Origin of the sequence: Ramlibacter sp. (assembly GCF_036383835.1) — a bacterium.
Taxonomy (GTDB): domain Bacteria; phylum Pseudomonadota; class Gammaproteobacteria; order Burkholderiales; family Burkholderiaceae_C; genus Ramlibacter.
Map to the genome: position 1 here is coordinate 37,809 of NZ_DASVNN010000011.1, position 22,827 is coordinate 60,635.

At 68.7% G+C, this 22,827-nt stretch carries 29 protein-coding genes; 1 reads left to right on the plus strand and 28 read right to left on the minus strand.

From position 1 onward, the window contains the following. Positions 1–64 precede the first annotated feature (64 nt). The 27 genes from VF522_RS01685 to VF522_RS01815 all read right to left on the minus strand — a co-directional run bounded on the left by VF522_RS01685 (position 65) and on the right by VF522_RS01815 (position 20,328). Entirely contained in the window at positions 65–436 is a 372-nt protein-coding gene (locus tag VF522_RS01685) for a DUF805 domain-containing protein (RefSeq protein ID WP_330906472.1), read from the minus strand. A gap of 71 nt (positions 437–507) precedes the next feature. After that, positions 508–1,005, minus strand: coding sequence for a tetratricopeptide repeat protein (locus VF522_RS01690; RefSeq protein WP_330906473.1), 498 nt, complete (start codon positions 1,003–1,005; stop codon positions 508–510). Positions 1,006–1,010: 5 nt separating this feature from the next. Beyond that, positions 1,011–1,763 (minus strand): sigma-70 family RNA polymerase sigma factor, encoded by a 753-nt coding sequence (locus VF522_RS01695; protein ID WP_330906474.1) that lies wholly within the window; start codon positions 1,761–1,763, stop codon positions 1,011–1,013. Positions 1,764–1,769: 6 nt separating this feature from the next. After that, positions 1,770–2,531: a flagellar type III secretion system pore protein FliP gene (gene fliP, locus VF522_RS01700; RefSeq protein WP_330906475.1), complete on the minus strand. Its 762-nt coding sequence runs from the start codon at positions 2,529–2,531 to the stop codon at positions 1,770–1,772. Then, on the minus strand, positions 2,528–2,839 hold the full coding sequence (locus VF522_RS01705; protein WP_330906476.1) for a flagellar biosynthetic protein FliO: 312 nt from the start codon (positions 2,837–2,839) through the stop codon (positions 2,528–2,530). The genes fliP and VF522_RS01705 overlap by 4 nt, the downstream gene beginning before the upstream one ends. Before the next feature lie 127 nt (positions 2,840–2,966). After that, on the minus strand, positions 2,967–3,326 hold the full coding sequence (locus tag VF522_RS01710; protein ID WP_330906477.1) for a FliM/FliN family flagellar motor switch protein: 360 nt from the start codon (positions 3,324–3,326) through the stop codon (positions 2,967–2,969). 23 nt (positions 3,327–3,349) lie between these two features. Beyond that, entirely contained in the window at positions 3,350–4,126 is a 777-nt protein-coding gene (locus VF522_RS01715) for a FliM/FliN family flagellar motor switch protein (protein ID WP_330906478.1), read from the minus strand. Beyond that, a complete protein-coding gene (locus VF522_RS01720; protein ID WP_330906479.1) occupies positions 4,123–5,301 on the minus strand; it encodes a flagellar hook-basal body complex protein in 1,179 nt (392 codons plus the stop codon). The genes VF522_RS01715 and VF522_RS01720 overlap by 4 nt, the downstream gene beginning before the upstream one ends. A 17-nt stretch (positions 5,302–5,318) precedes the next feature. Next, a complete protein-coding gene (locus VF522_RS01725; protein WP_330906480.1) occupies positions 5,319–5,720 on the minus strand; it encodes a flagellar hook assembly protein FlgD in 402 nt (133 codons plus the stop codon). After that, on the minus strand, positions 5,711–5,938 hold the full coding sequence (locus VF522_RS01730; RefSeq protein WP_330906481.1) for a hypothetical protein: 228 nt from the start codon (positions 5,936–5,938) through the stop codon (positions 5,711–5,713). The genes VF522_RS01725 and VF522_RS01730 overlap by 10 nt, the downstream gene beginning before the upstream one ends. Before the next feature lie 479 nt (positions 5,939–6,417). After that, on the minus strand, positions 6,418–6,894 hold the full coding sequence (locus VF522_RS01735; RefSeq protein WP_330906482.1) for a hypothetical protein: 477 nt from the start codon (positions 6,892–6,894) through the stop codon (positions 6,418–6,420). Next, entirely contained in the window at positions 6,891–8,171 is a 1,281-nt protein-coding gene (locus VF522_RS01740) for a FliI/YscN family ATPase (RefSeq protein WP_330906484.1), read from the minus strand. The genes VF522_RS01735 and VF522_RS01740 overlap by 4 nt, the downstream gene beginning before the upstream one ends. A 38-nt stretch (positions 8,172–8,209) precedes the next feature. Then, entirely contained in the window at positions 8,210–8,944 is a 735-nt protein-coding gene (locus VF522_RS01745) for a FliH/SctL family protein (protein ID WP_330906485.1), read from the minus strand. Then, the gene (locus tag VF522_RS01750) at positions 8,941–9,468 is read right to left on the minus strand and encodes a hypothetical protein (RefSeq protein WP_330906486.1); all 528 of its coding nucleotides are present in this window, start codon (positions 9,466–9,468) and stop codon (positions 8,941–8,943) included. The genes VF522_RS01745 and VF522_RS01750 overlap by 4 nt, the downstream gene beginning before the upstream one ends. After that, positions 9,465–10,874 carry a flagellar basal-body MS-ring/collar protein FliF gene (fliF, locus tag VF522_RS01755; protein ID WP_330906487.1) on the minus strand — a complete coding sequence of 470 codons (1,410 nt, stop codon included), beginning with the start codon at positions 10,872–10,874 and terminating at the stop codon, positions 9,465–9,467. The genes VF522_RS01750 and fliF overlap by 4 nt, the downstream gene beginning before the upstream one ends. A 21-nt stretch (positions 10,875–10,895) precedes the next feature. Then, positions 10,896–11,207, minus strand: coding sequence for a flagellar hook-basal body complex protein FliE (gene fliE, locus VF522_RS01760; protein WP_330906488.1), 312 nt, complete (start codon positions 11,205–11,207; stop codon positions 10,896–10,898). After that, on the minus strand, positions 11,204–11,626 hold the full coding sequence (flgC, locus tag VF522_RS01765; protein WP_330906489.1) for a flagellar basal body rod protein FlgC: 423 nt from the start codon (positions 11,624–11,626) through the stop codon (positions 11,204–11,206). Before flgC ends, fliE begins: the two co-directional genes overlap by 4 nt. Before the next feature lie 3 nt (positions 11,627–11,629). Beyond that, complete coding sequence (locus tag VF522_RS01770; protein WP_330906490.1) at positions 11,630–12,007, minus strand: flagellar basal body rod protein FlgB; 378 nt, start codon at positions 12,005–12,007, stop codon at positions 11,630–11,632. 20 nt (positions 12,008–12,027) lie between these two features. After that, the gene (flgI, locus tag VF522_RS01775; protein WP_330906491.1) at positions 12,028–13,068 is read right to left on the minus strand and encodes a flagellar basal body P-ring protein FlgI; all 1,041 of its coding nucleotides are present in this window, start codon (positions 13,066–13,068) and stop codon (positions 12,028–12,030) included. A gap of 71 nt (positions 13,069–13,139) precedes the next feature. Further along, positions 13,140–13,709 carry a flagellar basal body L-ring protein FlgH gene (locus tag VF522_RS01780; RefSeq protein WP_330906492.1) on the minus strand — a complete coding sequence of 190 codons (570 nt, stop codon included), beginning with the start codon at positions 13,707–13,709 and terminating at the stop codon, positions 13,140–13,142. Then, positions 13,706–14,557 (minus strand): flagella basal body P-ring formation protein FlgA, encoded by an 852-nt coding sequence (locus VF522_RS01785; RefSeq protein WP_330906493.1) that lies wholly within the window; start codon positions 14,555–14,557, stop codon positions 13,706–13,708. The genes VF522_RS01780 and VF522_RS01785 overlap by 4 nt, the downstream gene beginning before the upstream one ends. A 3-nt stretch (positions 14,558–14,560) precedes the next feature. Beyond that, complete coding sequence (gene flgG / locus VF522_RS01790) at positions 14,561–15,343, minus strand: flagellar basal-body rod protein FlgG (protein ID WP_330906494.1); 783 nt, start codon at positions 15,341–15,343, stop codon at positions 14,561–14,563. Between the two features lie 16 nt (positions 15,344–15,359). Then, positions 15,360–16,112: a flagellar hook-basal body protein gene (locus tag VF522_RS01795; protein ID WP_330906495.1), complete on the minus strand. Its 753-nt coding sequence runs from the start codon at positions 16,110–16,112 to the stop codon at positions 15,360–15,362. A gap of 9 nt (positions 16,113–16,121) precedes the next feature. After that, positions 16,122–18,170: a flagellar biosynthesis protein FlhA gene (locus VF522_RS01800; protein ID WP_330906496.1), complete on the minus strand. Its 2,049-nt coding sequence runs from the start codon at positions 18,168–18,170 to the stop codon at positions 16,122–16,124. Beyond that, entirely contained in the window at positions 18,167–19,252 is a 1,086-nt protein-coding gene (locus VF522_RS01805; RefSeq protein WP_330906497.1) for an EscU/YscU/HrcU family type III secretion system export apparatus switch protein, read from the minus strand. Before VF522_RS01805 ends, VF522_RS01800 begins: the two co-directional genes overlap by 4 nt. Beyond that, complete coding sequence (locus tag VF522_RS01810; protein ID WP_330906498.1) at positions 19,252–20,043, minus strand: flagellar biosynthetic protein FliR; 792 nt, start codon at positions 20,041–20,043, stop codon at positions 19,252–19,254. The genes VF522_RS01805 and VF522_RS01810 overlap by 1 nt, the downstream gene beginning before the upstream one ends. Positions 20,044–20,049: 6 nt before the next feature. Then, positions 20,050–20,328 carry a flagellar biosynthetic protein FliQ gene (locus VF522_RS01815; RefSeq protein WP_330906499.1) on the minus strand — a complete coding sequence of 93 codons (279 nt, stop codon included), beginning with the start codon at positions 20,326–20,328 and terminating at the stop codon, positions 20,050–20,052. A 190-nt stretch (positions 20,329–20,518) separates the two neighbouring features. Between VF522_RS01815 and VF522_RS01820 the strand changes: the two genes are divergently transcribed. Beyond that, on the plus strand, positions 20,519–21,205 hold the full coding sequence (locus tag VF522_RS01820; RefSeq protein WP_330906500.1) for an alpha/beta family hydrolase: 687 nt from the start codon (positions 20,519–20,521) through the stop codon (positions 21,203–21,205). 58 nt (positions 21,206–21,263) lie between these two features. Here VF522_RS01820 and pgi read toward each other — a convergent pair whose 3' ends face one another. After that, positions 21,264–22,826, minus strand: coding sequence for a glucose-6-phosphate isomerase (gene pgi, locus VF522_RS01825; RefSeq protein ID WP_330906501.1), 1,563 nt, complete (start codon positions 22,824–22,826; stop codon positions 21,264–21,266). Between the last annotated feature and the right edge of the window lies 1 nt (position 22,827).

The window sequence follows — 22,827 nt, forward strand, 5'->3', positions numbered from 1 at the left end:
TCCCGCGCAGGCGGGAATCCAGGGCTTCAAAAACAAGAAAGCGGCCCGCGGGCCGCTTTTTCCATCAGGCCGCGCCGGGAGGCGGCAGCGCCACGTCGGCCGGCAGCGCCGGGCCTTCACCGTAGGCGTTCGGCCCCACACTCGGCTGCGCCAGCCAGTAGATCAGCACCGCCCAGCCGATCACGGGGATGAACCCGAGCAGCTGGAACCAGCCGCTCTTGCCCATGTCGTGCAGGCGACGGGAGCCGGCGGCCAGCTGCGGCAGCAGCAGGGCCAGGTTCACCAGCATGGCAACCATGTTGCCCAGCACGGCGGACACCAGGAACTGGACGATGACGACGGCCAGCACGAACCACCAGAACTCGGGCCGCCCGGCGCGCCCGTTGAATTCGACGTACTTTTTCAGGCAGGCCTTGACCGACTGTTGGAAATCCATGGAATGCCCTCCTCTTGTTGTAGGCGCGGCCATCATAGGGAGATGCGGAGCGAAAGCAAAGACCCAAACGGTCAGGGCTTCGGCACGCCGGGCGCGCCCTTGCCAAATAGTCCACGGCGCTCGAGCAGGAACAGCGGGATGCTGCGCAGCGGCAGGATCTCGCGCCCCTGCTGCAGCGCCCGCAGGTAGCGGCCGACGAGATGCCGGCGATCGAGCTGGTTTGCACGAGCGAGATGCCGAGCCGCCTGCTCGCGCCGTCCGGACAGCCACAGCGCCAGGGCGACGCATCCCTCGGACTCGGCCGATTCCGGGTCCAGGCCCAAGGCCTGGCGGAACGCGGTGAGCGCTGCGGGCGTGTCCTGCAGCAACAGGCAGGACCATCCGAGGCCATGCCATGCGCCCGCGCTGGAGGGCAGCAACGCGGCCGCGCGCGAGAACTGGATGCGGGCCTCCTCGGGGTGATTCGCCCGCAGGCTGGCGACGCCGAGCGCGAACCAGGACGCGGCATCGGCGGGGTCCGCCGCGAGCGAACGGTGCAGGAGGCGCAGGGCCGGCAGGTCGCGGCGCATCGTGTTCAGAAGGATGTGGCCCAGTCGGCGTGTTCGCGCAGGGCCCCGCGCAGGCGCGACAAGGCCTGCTTGTGGATCTGCGAGATGCGTCCGCGCGTGAGCTGCATCTCGGCGGCGATCTTTTCAAAGGCGAGATCGTTCACGTAGTGCCCGCGCAGAACGTAGCGCTCCGCCGGCGGCAGCCCCTCGATCGCCTGCGCCAGTTGCCGCCGCAGTTGCTGGATCGCCGCGGAGCGGTAGAAGGGAACGCTGACGGAGGCGGCCGGGTTGTCGACCATCGCCGTGTCCTCCAGCATCCAGCACAGGGCCAGGCCGATGCCGACCTCCGACACGTAGCGCATCAGCTCGCGCGGATGCCGGGGAACGTCGCCCGCCTCGCCGGCCAGCTGCTTCACCTCGACCAGGCGTTCCGATCGCATCCGCTTGCGGGCGGCGATCTGCTGCTGCTTTTCCGTCATCCGCTCCAGGCCGGTCAGGATGGCGCCGTGCATGCGTCTTGCGGCGAAGGTCCGGAACTGCACGCCGCGCGCCGGGTCGAACCGGTCCATCGCCTCCAGCAGGCCCATGGAGGCGAGCTGCAGCAGGTCGTCGAACTCGATGTCCTGGTCGTAGCGCCGCGAAAAAAAGGAGGCCGCCACCACTCGGGCGTAACCGAGATGCATGTCGAGCAGGCGCTGCTTCGCATCGGCGTCACCGTGCTCGCGCCAGCGCTGCCAGAGCGCGGCCTCCTGCACGCTGTCGGGCGTGGCGAGGTCCATGGACGTTCAATGGAAGGACCCGACGAGGGCTTTCAGCACCAGGGCCCACCCGTCGACCAGGACGAACACGAGGACCTTGAGTGGCAAGGACACCGTGGTGGGCGGCAGCATCATCATTCCGAGCGCCATCAGGACCGATGACACGATCAGGTCGATCAGCAGGAAGGGCAGGAACAGCAAAAGGCCGATCTGGAATGCGGCGCGCAGCTCCGACAGCATGAACGCCGGGATCAGCTGCACGTTCCCGACTTCCTCGATGCCCTGCGGGATCCTCGCCTTGGACAGTTCGATCATCAGCGCGAGGTCCTGCTCGCGCGTCTGGCGCACCATGAACTCGCGCAGCGGCGCGATGCCTTTTCCGTACGCCGCCTCCATGCCCATGCTGCCGTTCATGAACGGCTGGAAGGCCTGCTCGTTGAGCGCCTGGAGAACGGGAGACATCGTGAACAGCGTGATGAACAATGCCAGGCCGATCAACACCGGGTTCGGCGGCGTTTCAGGCATGCCGATGGCCTGCCGCAGCATCGACAGGACGATGATGATGCGGAGGAACGACGTGAGGCACACCAGCAGCGCGGGCAGGATCGCAAGGACGCTCAAGCCGAGAACGACGCGCAGTGCCTGCGCCGTCTCGGTCGATGCGCGCGTCGATGGCGTCAGCCCCGCAAGCGATGGCAATTCGGATGCGGCGAACGCTCCTGCGTGCCACACCAGTGCCAACAGGACGAGCAGGGCACGCGCTGCGAGCCGCCGGCCGGGTCCGCTCATGCATCCTCCGTCGCCGACGTCGGCCGGCGTGAAACCAAGGTGATCTCTTGCGAGGTGCACGCCAGCAGGTACTCCTCGCCGTTCCAGCGCACGGCGTGAACGCTCGCGTGCGGCGTCAGGGCCTGGCTGGACAGCCGGACGATCGCCTGACCGTCCGCGGAGCCCTTGCGCCGCAGCGCGCGGGATCCCGCGCGCACCCACCACCAGAAGCCGCCCGCGGCGCCGGCGACCCCCAGCCATGCCAGCACGGACGGCAAGGCCCCATCGATCGGGCCTGGCTCGGCGCGCATCGGCAGGTTTGCCAGCAAGCGGCGTTCGGCGTTCGCGGCAGTCCGTGGCGACGTCGCCGAAGTTTCCTCCGCATGACTGCATGGGAAGAGCGCGCACAGCAGGCTGGCACAAAGACCGGCGCGAACCATCGCAAGGCAGCCCATCTCAGAACTTCAGGGGCAACGGAACTTCGGTGATGCGGACGGCAAAGTTTCCGTCGTCGACGGCAACCAGCTGCCCGCGTCCGACCACCTTTCCTTCCAGCACCAGATCGACGGGTTGCTCGATCGTTCGATCCAGCACCAGGACCTGGTTCTCGCGCGCTGCGAGGAGTTCACCGATGCTCAGGACCGCCTCCCCCACGCGCACGTCGAGCCGTACCTTCACTGCGTGCAAGGGATGGGCATCCCGCAGGAGAACGGCGCCCGGCTCGGAACCGCCGTCGCTTTCCTGCAGTTCCACGGCCTGCGCTCGCAGCGACGCCAGGGGCGCCGGCTGCATGAAGGATTCGAACATCTGGCTCATGACGGGTCTTTCAGGAAGGGAACTCAGGCTGTCGCGGAAAGCTCGATCACCTTGCGCCCACGGCTGCTCGCGAGATGACCGCTGAACAGGGTTGCGCCGGATTCCGTGCGTACCTGCAACGGGGCATCGAGGGGGTGCGGGATGCGCAGCACGTCGCCCGGCCGCAGGTCCTGCAGGACGCCGAGATCGATCTCGCACGGCGCGAGCTGGGCTTGCAGGGCCAGGCGCTGTGCTGCTGCAGCCTGCAGCAGCGGCATCGCCGCGGACGAGCCGGGCAAGGAACGGGGCTGTCCCGCCACGCCACTTCCGCCCAGGCAAGCGTCGACCGCGGCGCAGTTCATCAGCAACGCGCCATCGAAGGGGAGCACGGCCCACACCTGCCCGCTCCAGGGGCCGCCGTAGTGCGGTGCCGCTGTCGTTCGTTCCGGCAGGGCACCTGGCATGGCCAATGCCAGGACGAGTCGCCGCGTGAAGTCGTCGACGCACGCGCGTGCAACTTCCTCGACGATCGCGCCCGTCCCGCCCGCGTGACCAAACAGCTCCTCGGCCAGTGCGCCTGTCCAGGATGCATCACGCAACCAGGCCAACGCGCCCTCCGGCCCGCGCAGCGTCGTCCCCTGGGTTGCTCCTTCGGCGCAGGCGGCCGCGCGATGACAGGACACGCGCGCCACGTCCTCGGGCAGTCCCCAATCGCTCGCCCAGGAGCGCAAGGCCTGCCCCAGCAGACGCTCCAGCCTTTCAAGCTGTTCCGTCCTCCAGTAGCGCAGGGGCTGCGCCGCAGCAGCTGGCCGGATGCTCACTTGCGCTTCATCCCGAACAACTCCTGCAGCATGTCGTTCGCGGTGGAAATCACCTGCGACGACGCCTGGTAGCCGCGCTGCATCACGACCAGGTCGCTGAATTCGCGCGACAAGTCCACGTTGGATCCCTCCAGCATGCCGGCCTTCACGGACCCGAAGCCACCTTCGCCCGCGCTGCCGATCTGCCAGGCCATGCCGCCGGCCTCGGCGAACAGATTGCCGCCGAGTTCCTTCACCGCATCCGGCGAAGAGAAGCGCCCCAGCGCGAGACGCGGACCTTTCACCGTCTGCCCGTTCGAGTAGGTCGCCACCAGCGTCCCGGCGGCATCGAAGACCACCTTGGCGAGATTGCCGGGCGCATAGCCATCCTGTGTCGCCAGGGCCAGCGTCGACAGGTTGCCGGCAGCGAAAGAGGTCACGTCCGCGCCGAACGTGAAAGCCAGCTGCTGCGCCGCCTGCCCCGAGGGGGTGTACGTGAAGACCAGCTTGTTCGTTGCGGCGCTCGGGCGGCCGTCGACGAACACCAGCTCGGCCGACCCCAGGGACGTGGTGCCTTCGAGGAGCTCCACCTTCCAGCTGCCCGGCGTCTCGGAGGCCGTGTTGGTGAACTTGAGCGAGAGGGCGTGCTCGCCTCCCACTGCGTCGAACACTTTCAGGCCGCTCACGGTGTGCTCCGGCAGAGTGCTCGACAGGTTTCCGTTGAATTGCCCCGACGAAGTGGCCTTGCCCGCAGAAGTGCGCAAACCCGCGATGGACACCTCGACCAGCTTGTCGGACGCGTCCCGGGCCAGGACCTTGCTGCCATCCGCGCGGTTGACGAAGATGCCGTCGCCATTGAACTCGAACAGCCCGGCACGCGTGTACCGCATCTGGCCCTGCGCATCTCGCAGGGCGAACAGCCCTTCGCCGTCCAGCGCCAGGTCGAAGTCGTTGCCGGTCTGCCGCAGGTCCCCCGGACGGAAGTTGAGCTGGGTGCCCGTCGTGTCCAGGCCATGTCCGAGCTGGATGTCGGAACGGCCGCCGCCTGGAGACGCCGAATAGAACAGATCGGCGAATTGCAGCGTGGAGCTCTTGTAGCCCGGCGTATTGAGGTTGGCGGTGTTGTTCGCGATGACCCGCAGGCCCTGCTGGTAGCCGGCGAGGCCCGTGACGCCGATCTGGATCGAATCGAGCATGGTGTTTCTCCTTGGATTCAACGAACAGAGAGGACCTGGCCGAGACTCACGTTCTGCAGCACGCCGCCGCCGGCGACCGACAGCGTCAGCAACGGGGTCTCGCCTTGCAGGGACAAGGACGTCACCGTCCCCGTCGCCTGCCCTGTGCTGGTGGCGACATCGACGGTGCGCCCGATCAGGCTGACGGACTGCAGCGCCGCCTGGTTCTCGATCAGCTGCTGCACCCGGTCGTTCAGGCGCTGCGTCTGTTCCAGCGAAGTGAACTGCGCCATCTGCGCCATGAACGACTGGTTGTCCATGGGCTTGAGCGGATCCTGGTAGGTCAGCTGCGTGAGCAGGATGCGCATGAAGTCCTGCAGCCCGAGGCTGCTTGCGCCGGTCGCGGAAGCGGGCGCGCTTCCGATCGCACTTATCGCCATGACGGCTCCTTCTTCGTTGTCGACCCGGTCACGGGTGCTTCGCCATACACCACCGAACCGTTGCAGATGACGGCGGCGAGGCGCCAGTGCACGCCCTGGGAATGGCGCACCAGCTCCGCCGCGATGGCCAGCGCCTGCGCGCCCACGGAGGCGGCATCGCCGTCCAGCCCGATCCAGACCGCCGTTCCCTGGTCGCCTTGTTCGATGTGCAGACGCATCGGTTGCGCATATGCGGCCGGAACCGGATGCCTTCGGCCCTGAACGGCGCCATCCGGGAGCAAGCCGTCGGTTCCGCGCACGCATGCCGCGGTGCGCGCCGGGAAGCTTTGCGCCGGCACTGAAGCCGCGACCACGGCCGAAGTCCTCGCGAGCACCGAGCTCGGGGCGCCGCCGAAGGGCGCCTGCGTTGTCTCAGGCCTCGCCTGGTTGGGACGCGACAGGTCCAACAGGTTGGCCCCCTCAGGCATTGCGGACAAGGGGCGCCATCCCGGGATGCCGACGCCTCGCCCCGGGCGGTCCTGGCCGGCTCCGGAAGCAAGGCTGCCAGCACTGCGGGGATCCAGGGGGCCGTGGAACCAACCCCGCGTGAAGGCGCTTTCGAGTTCCCGCCTCCAGCCGGTGGCCATGCTGCCGGCCCCTTGCCGTGGCGCGCCTTGCGGCACTTCGGCAGGACCGGCGAACGGAACAAGCCCTGTGTTCACGACCCGTCCTCCGGGCCGGAGCGCCCCGTGAACCTCGACACCAGCCACGCGAAGTCGGCCTCCTTCGTTGCGGCCCGCAGGCGGGACCCCGCGTACGCGCCCTGCGCCGCGTCGCGCAGCTTGCGCGCCGATGCCAGGGCGCGTTCGGCATCGACGCAGGCCAGCCGGGCTGCCTCGATCCGGCTGGCGAGTTCGCGCAATTCCTCCTCGCGTGCTTTCAACGAAAGCCCCTGCTGTAACGCGTGCCGCAAGCGAACGCCCCTGGCCACAGGATCGACCGATCGCCGGCCGACCGCCATGCCGGCGAGCACGTGACGGCGCTCTCCGTCGATGGCGTGCACGGATTGGCAAAGCTCCGCCTCCTCGCGACGCAAGTTGGCGAGCCGCAGCTGTGCGGCATCGCGTGCGATCTGGAGCTTGCAGTCCAGCGGAGCCAGGGGCCAGTGAAATCCGCGCAGGTCCATGGAACTCATGCCCGTGCCCCGGTTGCGAGTGCGCGCTGCAAATGCGCCACTGCGTCCGCTCGCCGGATGCCCCCGCCGTCCTGGCGCAGCCATGCGAACAGCGACGCTTCGGCGGACAGTGCGGAATCGAGTACCGCATTGGAACCCCGCACGTACGCTCCCAGGTCGACGAGCTGGCGGTTCCTTTCCAGTGCGGCGAGATGACGAACCGCGAGCGCCGCAATCTCCCGCTCTGGTTGGCTCGCGAGATCCGCCATCAGCCGGCTCGCGCTTTTCAGCACATCGATGGGCGGGTAGTGCCCTTGCTGGGCGAGTTCGCGTGACAGCACGACGTGGCCGTCCAGGATGGCGCGCATGTTGTCTGCGACCGGTTCGTTGAGGTCGTCCCCTTCCACCAGCACGGTGAGCAAGGCGGTGACCGAGCCGCCGGAGGGCGCGGTGCCGCAACGCTCGCAGAGCTGCGGCAGTTCGCTGAACACCGAAGGTGTGTAGCCGCGCGCGGTGGCCGGTTCGCCGGCTGCCAGGCCGATCTCGCGCCGCGCCATCGCCAGCCGGGTGACCGAATCCATGGTGAGGAGCACCCTCTTGCCGTCTTCCCGGAATCGGCTGGCGATCGCGACGGCGGCGTGCGCGGCGCGGATGCGCGCGAGCGCGGGCTGCTCCGAAGTAGCGGCGACGACCACGGAGCGCGCCAGGCCTTCCGGGCCCAACTGCTCCTCGACGAACTCGCGAACCTCGCGGCTCCGTTCGCCGATCATGGCGATCACGTTGACATCGACCTGCGCGTGCCGGGTGATCAGTCCCAGCAGGCTGCTCTTGCCGACGCCGCTGCCTGCGAAGATGCCCACGCGCTGGCCTTCGCCGATGGTGAGCAAGGCGTCGATCGCGCGGATTCCCGTTTCGAGGATGCGCGTGATGCGCGGGCGCTGCATCGGGCTCGATGTCTTTCCCTCCAGGGGAGTGCGCTCGTGGCCCCGGATCATCGGGCCGCCATCCAGCGGCAGTCCGAATCCATCGATCACCCGCCCGACCAGCTCGGGCGAGGCGACCACGTCCGCGGCATGCCCCAGCGCGATCACGCGCGAGCCCGGCCCGATGCCGCGCAAACCTCCATAGGGCAGGAGCACGATGTGATCGCGGGCGAGGCCCACCACTTCCGCCATCAAGGGTTCGCTGGCGGCATCGCGCGGGACGATGCGACACATTTCGCCCACGTTCGCATCGGGGCCCTCCGCGTGGATCGCCAGCCCCTGCACGTGGCGAACCCATCCGATGCGCTGCGTCACATCGCTTCGAGCGAAAACGCCGTGGTATGCGGAAAGTGTCATGACGACTTCTCCCCGCCGCTGCGGCGCAGCGCCCTGTGCGCGAGCAGCGCCGCCTTGCATCCCTCGAGGGCCGTCTCGAGCCGGGCATCCAGTCCGCCACCGCGGCCCACCAGGATGCAGCCGCCGATGGACACCTCGGGGTCGGCGACCCAGTTCCATCCTTCAGCCTTCTCACCCATGCCCGAGGCCGCGAGCATTTCCGCGTCTTGCGGATGGACATGAACTTCGATGGCGGAGATGGATCTCCACTGGGACAGGAGATGCTCCAGGTGCGAACGCACGACCTCCGGACGGAGAGCGTTGCTCCCGAACACGTGGCACACCGCCTCGAAGCAGAGTGCCACCAGCTCGTCCTCCACCGAAGCGAGTCCGCGTGCGACGCAATCGTTCAACGCGCCCGCCAGTCCCCGCAGGCGTTCCTCCTGTTTGGCCAACGGCGCCCGTGCCTCCGTGACGGCCTGCTCGGTGGCGGCGCGGCCGCGGGCCAGTGCTTCCTCCATTCCCTTGCGGACACCTTCCTCGTGCCCTAAATGGAAGCCCTCCTCGCGGCCTTGCTGCCAGCCCGCGTCGTGGCCTCGCTGCACCGCGACTTCTTCAGGCGGGCGCACTGCGGGCTCGGAGCGGTCCAAGGCACTCGCCGGGCCCTCTTTCGCTGCATGACGGCCGACACGTACGGGCGTGGCCTCCACGCAGATCCCGCGAAGCAGTTCCGCAGCCACGGGCGCGTTCATGCGGTCCTCCGCAGGACGTTCCAGGCGCTCCACCAGGAGCTGCGCGCCGTTCCACCCGCCTGCCGGTTCAACCGGCCCTCCACCACGGCAAGGAGGGCAGCCGCCAGTGCAGGACCGTTGGACACCGCGGAGGACAGGCCTCTCACGCGCGTGGCGAAACGGGGATCCAGCGCCTTCAGGAGCGAATTGCGCCAAGCGGCATCGCCCGCGGCAAGCAGCGCGCGCGTCACTTCGGGCGGCTCCTGCTCCAGCAAGCGCGCCAGGTGCTGGATCTGCGGACGGCCGAGGCGGGCCAGCCGGGCGGTCGCCGAGACCGGCGAGGGCGAGTCGCTTTCGATCTGCTCCAGTACGCGCCGATCGGATTGGATGCCCAGGTCCCGCAGCTCGCTCAACAAGGGCTCCAGGACGGCACGTTGCTGCGGCTGCAATTGCGCAAGCATCCACGCGCGATCCTCCTCGCCCAGCGCATGGATCGTGAGGGCGGCGCGGCGTGCTGCGACCTGCGTTTGCACACCGGCGCTCATTCGGCTCCCCTCGATGGCACTGTGGTGAACGCTGCCGCGGTCGTGTCCTGCAGCAACCAACCCTGCACCCGCTGCAACGCGGCACGTCTCTCGGCTTCGGTGAGGCGCGCCGTCCTCCTCGCTGCCTGCTTGCGGCGCCACGCCAGCAAGATCCCTCCGATGGCGAGCATCAGCGCCGCCGGTGCGATCCATTCGGCACTGGGCGAGACCTGGACGCGCGGGCCTGCCGGCAGGGGATCGGGCAAGGCAGGCGGAACCTCCGCCGGTACCGGTTGCAGCGATTGCAGGACCACCGTATCGCCCCGCTCCGGCTGTGCTCCCACGGCAGCGGCGACCAGCCGCTGGAGCTGGTCCTTCTGCTCGTCGCCGAGAGGCTGCCGGATCACGGCGACCACATGCAGGCGCCGGATCGCGCCCGGCTGCGTGACGACCTGCTCCATGCGGCGTCCCGCCTGGTATTCCGCATCCCTTTGCATGCTGCTGCCGCGCGCGGTGTTTCGGGCATCCGGAGCGGCCGTGTCGCGAGCGGACTCGCGCTCCCGAACCAGGACGCCGGTCGTCGTCGTCCCACGGGGATCCAGCGCCGGGATCACGTCCTCGGTGGTGACGCGCACCTGGTCCATGTTGAGTGTCACGTCGACGCTGGCCAGCGCCTGCCCGGCGCCGACCGCCTTCTCCAGGACGACGCTGGCCTTGCGCGAAAGATAGTTCTCGGTGTCCCGCTTGAGGTCGAGCCTGCCGCTTCCCGTCGCCGGGTCTCCGTCGGCATCGGACGACCTGCTCAAGGCCGTGCCCTGTTGATCGACGATGGTGACCTCCTGGGCATGCAGGCCGGGGACCGCCGCAGCGACCAGCCGCTGGATGCCGCTGACCTGGTCGCCGCGGAGCGCCTGTCCCGGGCGCATCGCCAGGGTGATGGCCGCCTTGGGCCGCGCGGCGTTCTGCTTGAAGAGGCCCTGCTCCGGCAGCGCAAGGTGCACGCGCGCGTCGCGGATCTCGGCCAGGGCGAGGATCGTTCGCGTGAGCTCTCCCTGCAGGGCTCGCTGGTAGTTGATCTTCTGCGCGAACTCCGTCATGCCGAAGTCGGTGTGGTTGAACAACTCCAGGCCGACCGTGCCGTTGAGGGGAAGCTCGCGCCCCATCAGCTTCAACCGCGCGGCGTGCACCTGCGAGCGATCGACCAGCAAGGTCGCGCCGTTGTCCGCGAACGTGTAAGGGATCTTCAGCTTGTCCAGTTCCGCGCTCATGAGCGCGGCATCCTGCGGTCGCAGGTCGGAGAAAAGCACGGCATGCTCCACCCGCAGGATCCACCAGGCCGCCGCCGCCAGCGCGATGCACACCGCACCGGCAGCCGCGACGAGGGTCATTCGAGCCCGTGGCGTCAAGGTGTTCCATCCCCAGTTCATGGCGTGTCTCCCGGGCGCCCGCTACACCTGCATCCGCATGACGTCCTGGTAGGCCTCCAGGACGCGATTGCGGACCTGCAGCATCAGTTGCAAGGCCATGCGGCTTTCTTCCAGCCGGATCATGATGTCGTGCAGGTTCTCCGCTTCGCCGACCGCCAGGGTCTGCAGGTCCCGCTGGCTGCCAAGCAACTGCGTGTTCAATTGCTCCAGCCCGCTGCCGATCCGGTCGGCGAAGGAAGGCGCCGCAGCGTCCGCCGGCTGGAGCGCACCGGGCGGGCGCAGCGGCGCCACTTCGTCGTGCGCACCGAGCGCCGGCAAGGCTTCGACGTTCATGCGTTCCTCCCGATCTCCAGGGTTTTCAAGGCAAGGACACGGGCGGTGTTCAGCGCTGCGACGTTGGCTTCGTACGAGCGCATCGCACTCATGAGCGTCACCATCTCGGTCACGGGATCGACACCGGGATAGGCGACGAATCCACGCTCGTCGGCCATCGGGTGTCCGGGTTCGTGGACGAGACGCGCGCGGCCGGGCGCGGGCTCGAGCGTGGCGACCGGTGTGCTCACTCCGCCGGTCTGGTCGACGAGCGTGGCGAAGGGAGCGGCACGCACGACGGCACGCATGGGCCCGGCGGATCGCTCCGCGGGATGCTGCGCCACGTGTGCGTTGGCGATGTTGACGACCGCGGCCTCGACACGCGTGCGTTCGGCAGTCATGCCCGCCGCGCTGATCGCAAATGCCTGCAGATAGTCCATGGCTTACCTTTTCCCGTCCGCTGCCGCCAGGGCCAGCATCGCCAGATGGCGCGACAGGCCTTGCGTGAGCGCCTGGAACTGCACGGAATTGCGTGCGAGTTCGGCCATTTCCGCATCCAGGCGCGTGCGCGTGCCTGCCTCCGCCGCGTCCTGGATGGGTCCGACGGATCCCCGGAGAGCGTCGATGGCGCCGGGCGCGAGCCATTGCTGTTCGCGCAAGGACTGGCGCGCTTCCTCGATGCGCTCGTCGAACTGCAGGCGTAGCGGCACGTAGCCCTCGCTGTTGGCGTTGGCGATGTTCCCCGCGATGACAGCGTGCCGCCGCGAAGCAGCATCCAGGGCGGCGCTGAGCGCGGAGGTGGTGAGGGCTTCGATGGGCATGGGCATGGAAGGTCGGCTCCCTACTGGACGATCAGCTCGCCGTGCAGCGCACCGGCAGCCTTGATGGCACGCAGGATGGAAATCACGTCGCGCGTGCTGGTTTTCATGCGGGCGAGCGACTGGACCAGGTCGGCCACGGTCCCGACGCCCTTGACGAAACCGACGCCGGTCGCTTCGTCGACGTCGAGCAGGCTGTTGCTCACGACGGCGGTGCCGACGCCGGGCCCGGTGCGCCCCAGGTAAGCGGGCTGGGACACGCTGGTCTGCGTGGCCACCGAGATCTTGAGATCCCCGTGCGAGATCGCGATCGGCGAGATCCGCACGTCCCCGCCGGCGACGACGGTGCCGGTGCGCTCGTTGATCACGACGCGCGCCCGCCGGTCGGGTTCGACACCGACGCTCTCTACGCGCGCGAGGAACGCGACCGGGTCCTGTTGCAGCAGCTCCGGGATGTCGATCTCGATCCCGGAAGCATCGCGGGCCCGCGCCAGGCCCGGTGCGATCTGCGCGTTGATCGCCGCCACGACGCGAGCCGCCGTGGTGTAGTCGGGCTCGTGCAGGACGAAGGTCACGGATGACGGCGCACCGACCGGTCCGGGCATGCCGACTTCCACGGTGGCCCCGTTGGGGATGGATCCGGCCGTGGGGTGGTTCTTCTGCACGACGTTGCCGTTGGCGTCGTACCGATGCCCACCGATGGACAAGGGGCCTTGCGCCAGCGCATAGATCCTCCCGTTCGGGGCGCGCAGTGACGTCAGCAGCAGGCTGCCTCCCAGAAGGCTTCGCGCGTCGCCGCTGGAGGTGACGCTGACGTCCAGCGTGTCGCCGGCGCGCGCGAACGCCGGAAGGGACGCGCTGACGACGACGACCGCGACGTTCCGGCTGTTCACCTGTTCCGGCGGCACCGTCAGGTTGAACTGGGACAGCACGTTGGAAAGCGCCTGCCGCGTCGCGCGGTTGGCCGGCGAGTCGCCCGTGCCGGCAAGCCCCGTGACGATGCCCGTTCCCACCAGCACGTTCTCCCGCCAGCCTTGCACCTTGCCGAGGTCCTTCACGCGCATGGGCGCTTCGCGACACCAGCCAGGACCGGCGAGCAGCATTGCAAGAAGGAGTGCAAGAGCCAGTCGCATGGTCAGAGCCCGAGTGCGTCCAGCAGGCGCCGCCACCAGGCACGCCGGCTGCGCTCCGTCACGTCGCCTTCGCCCAGGTAGGTGATGCGCGCCTCGGCGAGGCGCGACGAGGAAACGACATTCGCATCCGTGATGTCGACGGTCCGCACGATGCCTTCCAGGGTGACGCGCTGCAGTTCCTCGTTGACCATGAGGGAATGGGTGCCGGCCACCCGCAGGTGTCCGCCGGGCAGGACTTCCTGGACGACCACCGACACCGTGGTCAGCAGGCGGCTTGCCCGCTGGGTGCGGCCGCCGCCGTCGAATTCGCCGGCCACCGCCAGCGAAGCCTGCGCCGACTTGTTGCTCCCGTGTGCCAATTCCGCCTGCAGGCGGTTGCTGCGCCGGGTTCCGGTATCCGCGCTGCTGCTCGCGCTGGAGTTCTCGAGCACCTGGACGGTCAGGACGTCGCCGGGCCGGAAGGCCTTGTTGTCGCCGGTCCACCCGCGCCAGCTGTGTTCGTCGAACAGGCTCTGCGCCTGCGTCGAAGTGGCGAGCAGCAGCCCAAGGAGGCAGGTGACTCTCCAGCTCACGGAGCGACCTCCACCTGGCCAGGCCCGATGACGCGCGCGGACAGGAGAGCCGCTGCTCCCTGCTGTCGCACCCGCACGAGGTCGCCCACGCGTCCGTCCTCCAGGACTTGCACGCGGCTTTCGAGCTGTACGGCGCCGGCGACACTGCGCAGGGCCGCGGTTTCTCCCCGCTCCACCGCGAGCCGGGCGGCCGCGGCATCGACCTGGCGCGATCCGGGCCGGCTGCCGTTTTCTTCGAGCCACCGGTGTTGCAGGCTTCGCGGCCGCCCTCCACCCGAGATGTTCAGGCTCACCGGAACGGATCGGACGAGCGCGTCGGCAACCCACACGTCCACCCACACCAGCGTGCGAGCGCCCAACTGCGCGCCGCTCCACGGTCGCGGCTGCAGGCGCACCAGGCCGCGAGGTACCTGCAGGTCGTGCGGAATGGAAGCCGCGTTGACTTCATGCGCCTGCCCGGCGCGCTGATGCATGGCCTGGACCGCGAATTGCGCGGCGCGCGCGATTTCTTCGCCGGTGACGCGCGCGGCCTGCCGCTCGACGCGGCTCTCCCGGGCACCCGACCAAGCCACGTCATCTGCACGCATGCCGACCTGCCGTTCGATCCAGGCCACCAGGTCGCGGACCGGGATGCTGGCGGACTCACCGGGCCTGGGAGCGCGCCCCAGGTCCAGGCCGACCAGTTGCCGCATCAGCTCGAGGTCAGGGGAATGCAGGCGCGCGATCTCCCCCAGCTGGATCGTGGGCCCCTCGATCTGGGCATCGGCCCGCAGTTCGATGCTCACGCGCGGAGCGGCGGCGGCGGGAAGGACCAGCCAGGCCAGCAAGCAGAGGAGGATTCTGGCCATGCGCTACTTCCTCAGCGCGTTGACCATGCCGAGCATTTCGTCGGAGGCCTGGACGACTTTCACGCTCGCCTCGTAGGCACGCTGGGCGACCATGAGATCGACCATCTCGTCCAGCAGCTTGACGTTGGAGGATTCGGTGAAGCCCTGCGCGAGCGAACCCATGCCGTCTTCGCCGGGCCGTCCGAGCACGGCATCACCCGAGGCATCCGTGGCCCGGTAGAGATTCCCTCCCTGCGCAAGCAGGCCCTGCGGATGGGCGAATCGAACCAGCTCGAGCTGCCCCAGCTCCATGAGTCCCGATTGGCCGGGCATGCGCACCTGCACGCGACCCGTGCCGGAGATCAGCAAGGCTTCGGCGTTCTCCGGGACCGAGATCCCTGCCTTCAGCGGGATGCCCGCCTGGTTGGCGAGCAGGCCCTCGGCGTTCACCTTGAGGGACCCGCCCCTGGCATAGGCGCGCGAGCCATCGGGCATCGAGAGTTCCAGGAAGCCGTCGCCGGCGATGGCCAGGTCCAGGGGTGCGTCGGTCTTCTTCAGCTCGGCGCCATCGAACACCTTGCCCGCGCTGGCGACGCGCACGCCGACGCCCGCGGAGCTGCGCAGCGCGGAGTCCTCTGACCTTCCCGCTCCCGTGACTGCCGCGCCGCTCACCACCAGGTCCGAGAAGCTGACCCGCGTTTTCTTGAAGCCGGGCGTGTTGACGTTGGCGAGGTTGTTGGCGATGGCATCCACCTGCGTCTGCTGCGCCTGCATCCCGGTAGCGCCGATGTACATGGCATCCAACATGGTTTTCTCCTTGGTGTCACGCCTCACCGAGCTTGCGGATGCTGGTGGCCAGCATCTCGTCGTAGCCCACGGTCACGCGCTGAAGGGACTCGAAATGACGGACCGTCTCCATCAGCCGGACCATCTCCTGCAACTGACTGACGTTCGCGTTTTCGAGAGCGCCTTGCTGGAGTTGCACGGCACCCTCGCGCGCGGGCACGGCTTCGCCGGCCGCCGCGTACAGGCCATTGCCGAGGGGCTGCATGGCCGAAGCACGCTCGAACTGCACGACCTTGATCTGGCCGGCCGGAGCCGATCCGTGGGGCGCACCCATTCCCTGCGCGGCCTGGCCGTCGAACACACGTCCAGCCGTGTCGATCACCGCCGCGCCGCGCGCGAGCAGGATCTCCCCGCCCGTCCCCATCACCGGCGAGCCTTCCTGCGTGACCAGCCGCCCGCCCGCGTCGAGGCGGAAGTTGCCCTTGCGCGTGTACGCCGGTCCGCTGTCCGTGGCCACTTCGAACCAGCCGTCACCGACGATCGCGACATCCAGGCTCTGGCCCGTGGTCCGGAGGGTGCCGGGGCGCGCATCCAGATGGACCGAGACGGCGGGCGACGTTGCCGCCTGCACTCCGGAAGCCGCTTCGAACTCCGCAGCGAACGTCGTCACGGTCGCGATCTCGCGCTTGTACGCCGGCGTCTGCACGTTGGCCAGATTCGTCGCGACGCGTTCGGCGCGCGCCATGTCGGCCTGCATGCTGGAGACGAGGACGCCGAGGATTTCGTTCATGCCTGGACCTCACGCACCGACGGTTGCATAGGACTTCAACTCGATGGCCTGCGGGATCTCCGCCATGGACAGCACCCGCAGGTGCGGCAGCCCCCTTTCGGAGAGCGCCCGCAGATGACGGCGTAGCTCCGGCGCGCACAGCAGGACCGGCAGCAGGTTGCTCTTCATCATGCGGTCGGCGTGTTGCACGAGCTGCAGCAGGAAGCGCTCCACCAGCTTCGGTTCCAGTACGAATGCCGCGGCGGCCGCGCCCTCGCGCCTGGCTCCCTGCAGGGACTCGAGCATGCGAACCTCGATCGCCGGGTCCAGCGTCATCACGTGCAGCGAGGCGCCGGCGCCGGCCAGGCTCTGGCAGATCGCCTGGCCGAGCCGCTGGCGTACGGCTTCGGTCAGGAACACCGCATCCTTGGTTCCACGTCCCGCATCCGCCAGCGTTTCGAGGATGGCTTCGATGTTCCGGATCGACACCTTCTCGCGCAGCAGGTTCTGCAGGACCTTCTGGACGTCCCCGGCACTCATGACGGCGGGCACGAGTTCCTCCACGAGCGAGGGGTTGGCTTGCCGGATCCGCGCCAGCAGCTTGTCCGTCTCCGAACGGGTGAGCAGCGCGGCGGACTCCCGCCGGATCACCTCGGCGAGGTGCGTCATCAGCACCGTCGCCCCGTCCACCAGCGTGTAGTGCGCGGCCGCAGCCTGTTCGCGCGCGTCCGCGTGGATCCACAACGCGGGCAAGCCGTAGGTGGGATCCCGCGTAGCCTCGCCCGGGATGGACTTGAGGTCGCCGGCAGGGTGGATGGCGAGCAGCTGTCCCTCCCTTGCTTCGCCGCGCCCGGCGAGGGCGCCGTCCACGTGGATCTCGTAGGCGTCCGGTGCGAGTTGGGGCGCCGAGCGGAACCGCACCGGCGGGATCACCATGCCCAGGTCCAATGCGTGCTGCTTGCGCAGGGCGGCGATCCGCTCGCCGAACAGTCCCCCGTCTTCCCCGGCCCGCGAAGACAAGCGCTTGCCCACGCGGACCTCGATCGGTTCGGTCACGAGGAGGGCGTACGGGTCGTCGGTGCCCGATTGGGGTTGCGATTCGGCGTCCTCCTCCGCCACCGCCGCCCGCGCTCGATGCGCGATCCAGGCCACCAGCAAGGCCGCTGCGAGCAACACGAAGGTCGGCAACGCGGGGATGCCGGGCAGCAGCAGCAAACCACCGAGCGCGCCCGCCACCAGCAGCAGCGTCTTTGGAAACGACGTGATCTGGCGCAAGGCCTGCTGGCTCAGGTTGCCATCCGACGCCGAGCGCGTGACGATGATGCCGGTCCCCACTGCGATGATCAGCGCCGGCACCTGCGTGACGATGCCGTCGCCGATCGTCAGCAAGGTGTAGGTCTGCAGCGCCTGCGACCACGGCATCTTGTGCTGCAGCACGCCGATGACGAGCCCGCCGATGATGTTGATCAGAAGAATGAGGATGCCGGCGATGGCATCGCCCTTCACGAATTTGCTTGCACCGTCCATGGCGCCGTAGAAGCCGGCTTCCTTCTCCAGGTTGCGGCGGCGTCGCTGCGCCTCCGCCTGGTCGATGAAACCCATGTTCAGGTCCGCGTCGATGCTCATTTGCTGGCCGGGCATGCTGTCCAGCGTGAAGCGCGCCGCCACCTCCGCCACGCGCTGGGCACCGCTGGTGACCACCACATACTGGACGACCACCAGCACCAGGAAGACGATCAGGCCGACGACGTAGTTGCCGCCGACGACGTAGGAGCCGATCGCGCCGATCACCTTGCCCGCATCTCCTTCGGCCAGGATCAGGCGCGTGGCCGCGACGTTGAGGGCGAGGCGGAACAGCGTCGCGACCAGCAGGAGCGAGGGGAAGGTGGAGAACTCCACCGGCCGCGCCATGTAGAACGTGAGCAGCAGCACCAGGAAGGCGAAGCTGAAGTTCGTGAGGATCAGGAAATCCAGCAGGCCGCGCGGGATCGGCACGAAGAGCACCATCAGCACGCCGAGCACCGCCAGGACGACGGCGACGTCCGTATTGCGGGCGAGGAAGGAACGCACGGCGTTCATGCGGCGGCTCCCGAGAGCCCGCTGTGCTGCCGGCGCATCGCCAGCACCCAGACGATGATCTTCGCCACCTCCGCGTGGAAGGCGGCCGGGATCATGTCCTCGATCGCCACTTCCCGGAACAGGCGGCGCGCGAGCGGCGGGTTCTGCACCACCACGATGCGATGGCGCGCCGCGATTTCGCGCATGGCCGCGGCGAGCTGTCCTGCGCCCTTGGCGACGACCTGCGGCGCATCCATTTCGCCGTGCACATAGCGCAGGGCCACCGCGTAATGCGTCGGATTGGTGACCACGACGTCCGCGGTCCGCGTATTGCGCAGCGATTTGCTGCGCTTCAGGAGTTCGCGGCGAAGTTCGCGCAGCCGCGCCCGCACGCGCGGGTCGCCTTCGCGATTCTTCCACTCGTCCTTCAGCTCGCGCCGGCTCATGCGCATGCTGCGGCCGAATTCACTGCGCGTGAACATCACGTCCACCAGTCCGACCAGCACGAGTGCGAGCCCCATCTTCAAGCCCAGGCCGCTGAAGTCTTCGGCCAGGGTGCGGAGAAACGCCGATGCCGGCATGGCGGAGATCGCGTGGAACTGCGGCAGGAGGGCCTGCAGCGCCACGACCGCGGTGATCGACAGCACGAGGAGCTTCATCCCGGCGCGGGCTCCATCGAAGAGGGTGCGCATGGAGAACAGCCTCTTGAGGCCGGTCGCGGGATTGATCCTGTTGAAGTCGACGTGCAGCGGCGTCCAGGAGAACACCATGCCGGTCTGCGCCATCGCGGCGAGGATGGCGAGCAGCGGCAACGCGAAGAGGAAGGGCAGCAGGACGGAGAAGGATGCCGTCGCGACTTCCGCCGCCAGTGGCCAGAGGGAGCTCACCGCCTGCGCGCGACCCGCTTGCATCAGCGCGGACTGCATGATCTTCAGCAGGGACTCGGCCATGCCCATCGCCTGGCCCGCGAGATACACCATGGCGCCGAGGAACACGACGCTGGAGACGAAGTCCGCGCTGCGCGGGGTCTGCCCCTGTTCGCGCGCCTTCTCCAGCTTGAAAGGCGTCGCGGCCTCGTTGCGATCGAGTTCCTGCTCCGCCATCAGCGCCTCCCCTCTTGCGCGAACCAGCCCGTCCACGACTGGTAGATGGCGGCATACAAGCGACTGGCGGGGGCACCGAAGCCCGTGGCCCAGACGGAGAGCGCCAGCAAGCCGGCGGCGATCTTCACCGGGATGCCCATGGCCAGCATGTTCATCTGGGGCAGGTTGCGCGACACGACACCGAGGGCGAACTCGACCAGCAACAGGCCCAGCACCACCGGCGCCGCCAGCGCGAATCCCAATGCGAAGAGTGCGCCGAACTGCTTCAGGACCGGTTCGGCCGCGGCGGCCGGGGTCCAGCCCTGGCCGATCGGGAAAAGCTCGACGCTATACGCGAGCCCGCGCATCAGCGCGTGGTGCCCCTCGATGGTGAAGAAGAAGACGGCCGCGAACAGGCCGAAGATCGCGGACAAGATCGGCAGGCGGCTGCGCGTGAGCGGATCGAAGACCTGCGCGATGCCGAAGCCGACCTGGATGTCGATCAGGCGGCCGGCCAGGCCGAAGCCCGCGAACGCAGCGAGCACGCCGAGGCCGAGGGTAGCGCCGATGCTCGCCTCCACGAGGACGGCTTGTATCAGCGCACCGACGTCGACCACGGCGGCGGTTCCCGAACCGGCAAGAGGAAGCGCGATCACGCAAGCCAGGCCGAGGACGATCGCGAGCCGCACCGGCGCCGGCATGGACACGGCATAAAGGACGGGCGTGAGAAACAGCAGCGCCGCGATGCGCACCGCCAGCAACATGACGCTGGTGATCCACGCCTGCCCGAGGACTGCCACGATGTCCTGCATGTGCTCTCAGAACAGCAATGGGATCTGCGACCAGAGCCCCACCGCGTAGACGCACAGCGTGCGCAGCATCCACGGGCCGAAGGCGATGATCGCAGCCCCCGCGGCCACGAGCTTCGGAACGAAGCTCAGGGACATTTCCTGGATCTGGGTCACCACCTGGACGACCGAGATCGCAAGCCCCACCACCATCGTGAGCCCCAGCACGGGCAGCGAGACCAGCAGCCCCGTCCAGAACAGGTCGGCGGCGATCTTCATGGCGAGGTCGCTGTGCACACCGGTCTCCATGCGTTGGAATGGGTGTGGACTGTGCCCGCATGGGCGGTCGCTGTTTAGTGCGGCATGTCACATGGCTGGTCGCCACTAGGTCGGACCGACGCGGTGCGCGATTCAGGCGTGCTGTTCGCCGCTTGCATGCAAGGCGACGCGCGCTGGGGCCCGTGCAAGCGCGAGAATGTTGGCAGTCTGGAGTCCATGCATGACCACAAGCCCCCAGTCGCTGAAGATCGCCGTCCCCGGCGCGGGCGACGTTTCCGCCCTGCTCGATTTTCCCGCCGACCCTTTCGCGTGCTACGTGTTCGCCCACGGCGCGGGCGCTGGCATGGAGCACGCCTTCATGGCGGCGCTAGCCGAAGGCCTCGTGCAGCGCGGCGTCGCGGTGCTGCGCTTCCAGTTTCCGTTCATGGAGCAAGGGTCGAAGCGCACCGACGCGCCGCCCCTGGCGCAGTCAACGGTGCGCGCGGCGGTGCAGGAAGCCGCGGCGCGCGTGCCTGGCGTTGCGCTGTTCGCCGGCGGCAAGTCCTTCGGCGGGCGCATGAGCTCGCAGGCGCAGGCGGACGATCCGCTGCCGGGCGTGCGCGGGCTGGTGTTCGTGGGCTTTCCGCTGCATCCGGCCGGCAAACCGTCCACGCAGCGGGCGGAACATCTCGCCGGCGTGAAGCTGCCGATGCTGTTCCTGCAGGGCACTCGGGATGCGCTCGCCGAACTCGACCTGGTCCGGGACGTGACATCCGGCCTGCGGGATCGCGCGACGCTGCACGTGGTGGAAGGAGCGGACCATGCGTTCCACGTGCTGGCCCGTTCGGGGCGCAACGATGCGCAGGTGCGCGACGAGATCCTGGATGCGGCGGTGAAGTGGATGCGGCGCCTGGCGCTCACTCGCTAGTGCAACGGTGGGCAAGCGAAGCTTGCCCACCCTACGGGGGACGACGGGGGACTGGGGCTCAAGACCGGCGCACGCGCGCCAGCAGACCGGCCGTGGACGCATCCAGGCCCTGCGTGTCGCCGGAGGCGATGCGCCTGGCGATGTCGGAGGCCAGCACCTTGCCCAGCTCCACGCCCCACTGGTCGAAGCTGTCGATGCCCCAGATCGCGCCGCTGGTGAAGACGCGGTGCTCGTACAGCGCGAGCAGCGCGCCGAGCGATGCCGGCGAGAGCGCCTCCAGCAGGAAGAAGCTGCTCGGGCGGTTGCCGCTGAAGTTCCTGTGCCCGCCCGCGTCGGCCTTGCCCTGCATCAGCGCCTGCGCCTGCGCGAGCGCGTTGGCGAGCAGCAGTTCGTGGTGTCCGGGCAGGTCGTGGGCGGGCTCGCGCACGGCGATGAACTCCACCGGCACGCGGTCGGTGCCCTGGTGCAGCATCTGGAAGTAGGCGTGCTGGCCGTTGGTGCCCGGCTCGCCCCACAGCACCGGTGAGGTCGCGACGGCGAGCGCGCGGCCCTGCGCGTCCACGCTCTTGCCGTTGCTTTCCATCTCCAGCTGCTGCAGGTAGGCCGGCAGTCGGCGCAATGCGCTGTGGTACGGCGCGATGCTGCGGCTGCCGAAGCCGTGGAAGTTGCGGTACCAGACGTCCAGCAGGCCCAGGCGCACCGGCAGGTTGCCTTGCAGCGGCTCGGTGCGGAAGTGCCGGTCCATCGCATGGGCGCCCGCCAGCAGTTCGCGGAAGCCCTGCGCGCCGATGGCGATGGCGATCGGCAGGCCGATGGCGGACCACAGCGAATAGCGGCCGCCCACCCAGTCCCAGAAGCCGAAGGTGGTGGCGATGCCGAACTGGCGCGCCGCCTCCACGTTGGTGGTGAGCGCCGCGAAGTGGCGCGCGATGTCGGTGCCGCCCTGCTGCTCGAACCAGGCCTTGGCCGAGCGCGCGTTGGTCATCGTCTCCAGCGTGGTGAAGGTCTTGGAGGCGACGAGGAAGAGCGTGTTGTGCGGCTTCACGCGCTGCAACACCGCCGCGAGTTCGTGGCCGTCGACGTTGGAGACGAAGTGGAAGCGCTTGCCGGGCGACACCCCCGCCTGCGCGGGGGCAGGCTCACACCATTCGAGCGCGGCCACCGCCATCTGCGGGCCGAGATCCGAGCCGCCGATGCCGATGTTCACGACGTCGGTGATCGCCGCGTCGGCGCGCACCTGCCCGGCATACGCGAGCATCGCGTCGAGCGTCTCGTGCACCGCCACCGAATCGGGGTCCTTCGCATCGCGCGGCGCGCGCAGCAGCCAGTGCTTGACCGCACGGTCTTCGGTGTTGTTGATGCGCTCGCCGGCGAACATCGCGTCGCGATGGGCTTCCAGCTTGCACTCGCGCGCCAACGCCAGCAGCGCGTCTTCGACCTGCGCATCGACCAGGTTCTTGGACAGGTCGGCGAAGACGTGCGGCGCCTGCTGGCTGAAGCGGGCGAAACGCTGCGCGTCCTGCGCGAAGGCCTGGCGCAGGTCGAAGCCCGCGCCGCCCGCGCGGAAGCGCTCCTGCAATTGGCGCCAGGCGGCGGTGTCGTCGCAGCGGGGGCGATTCATG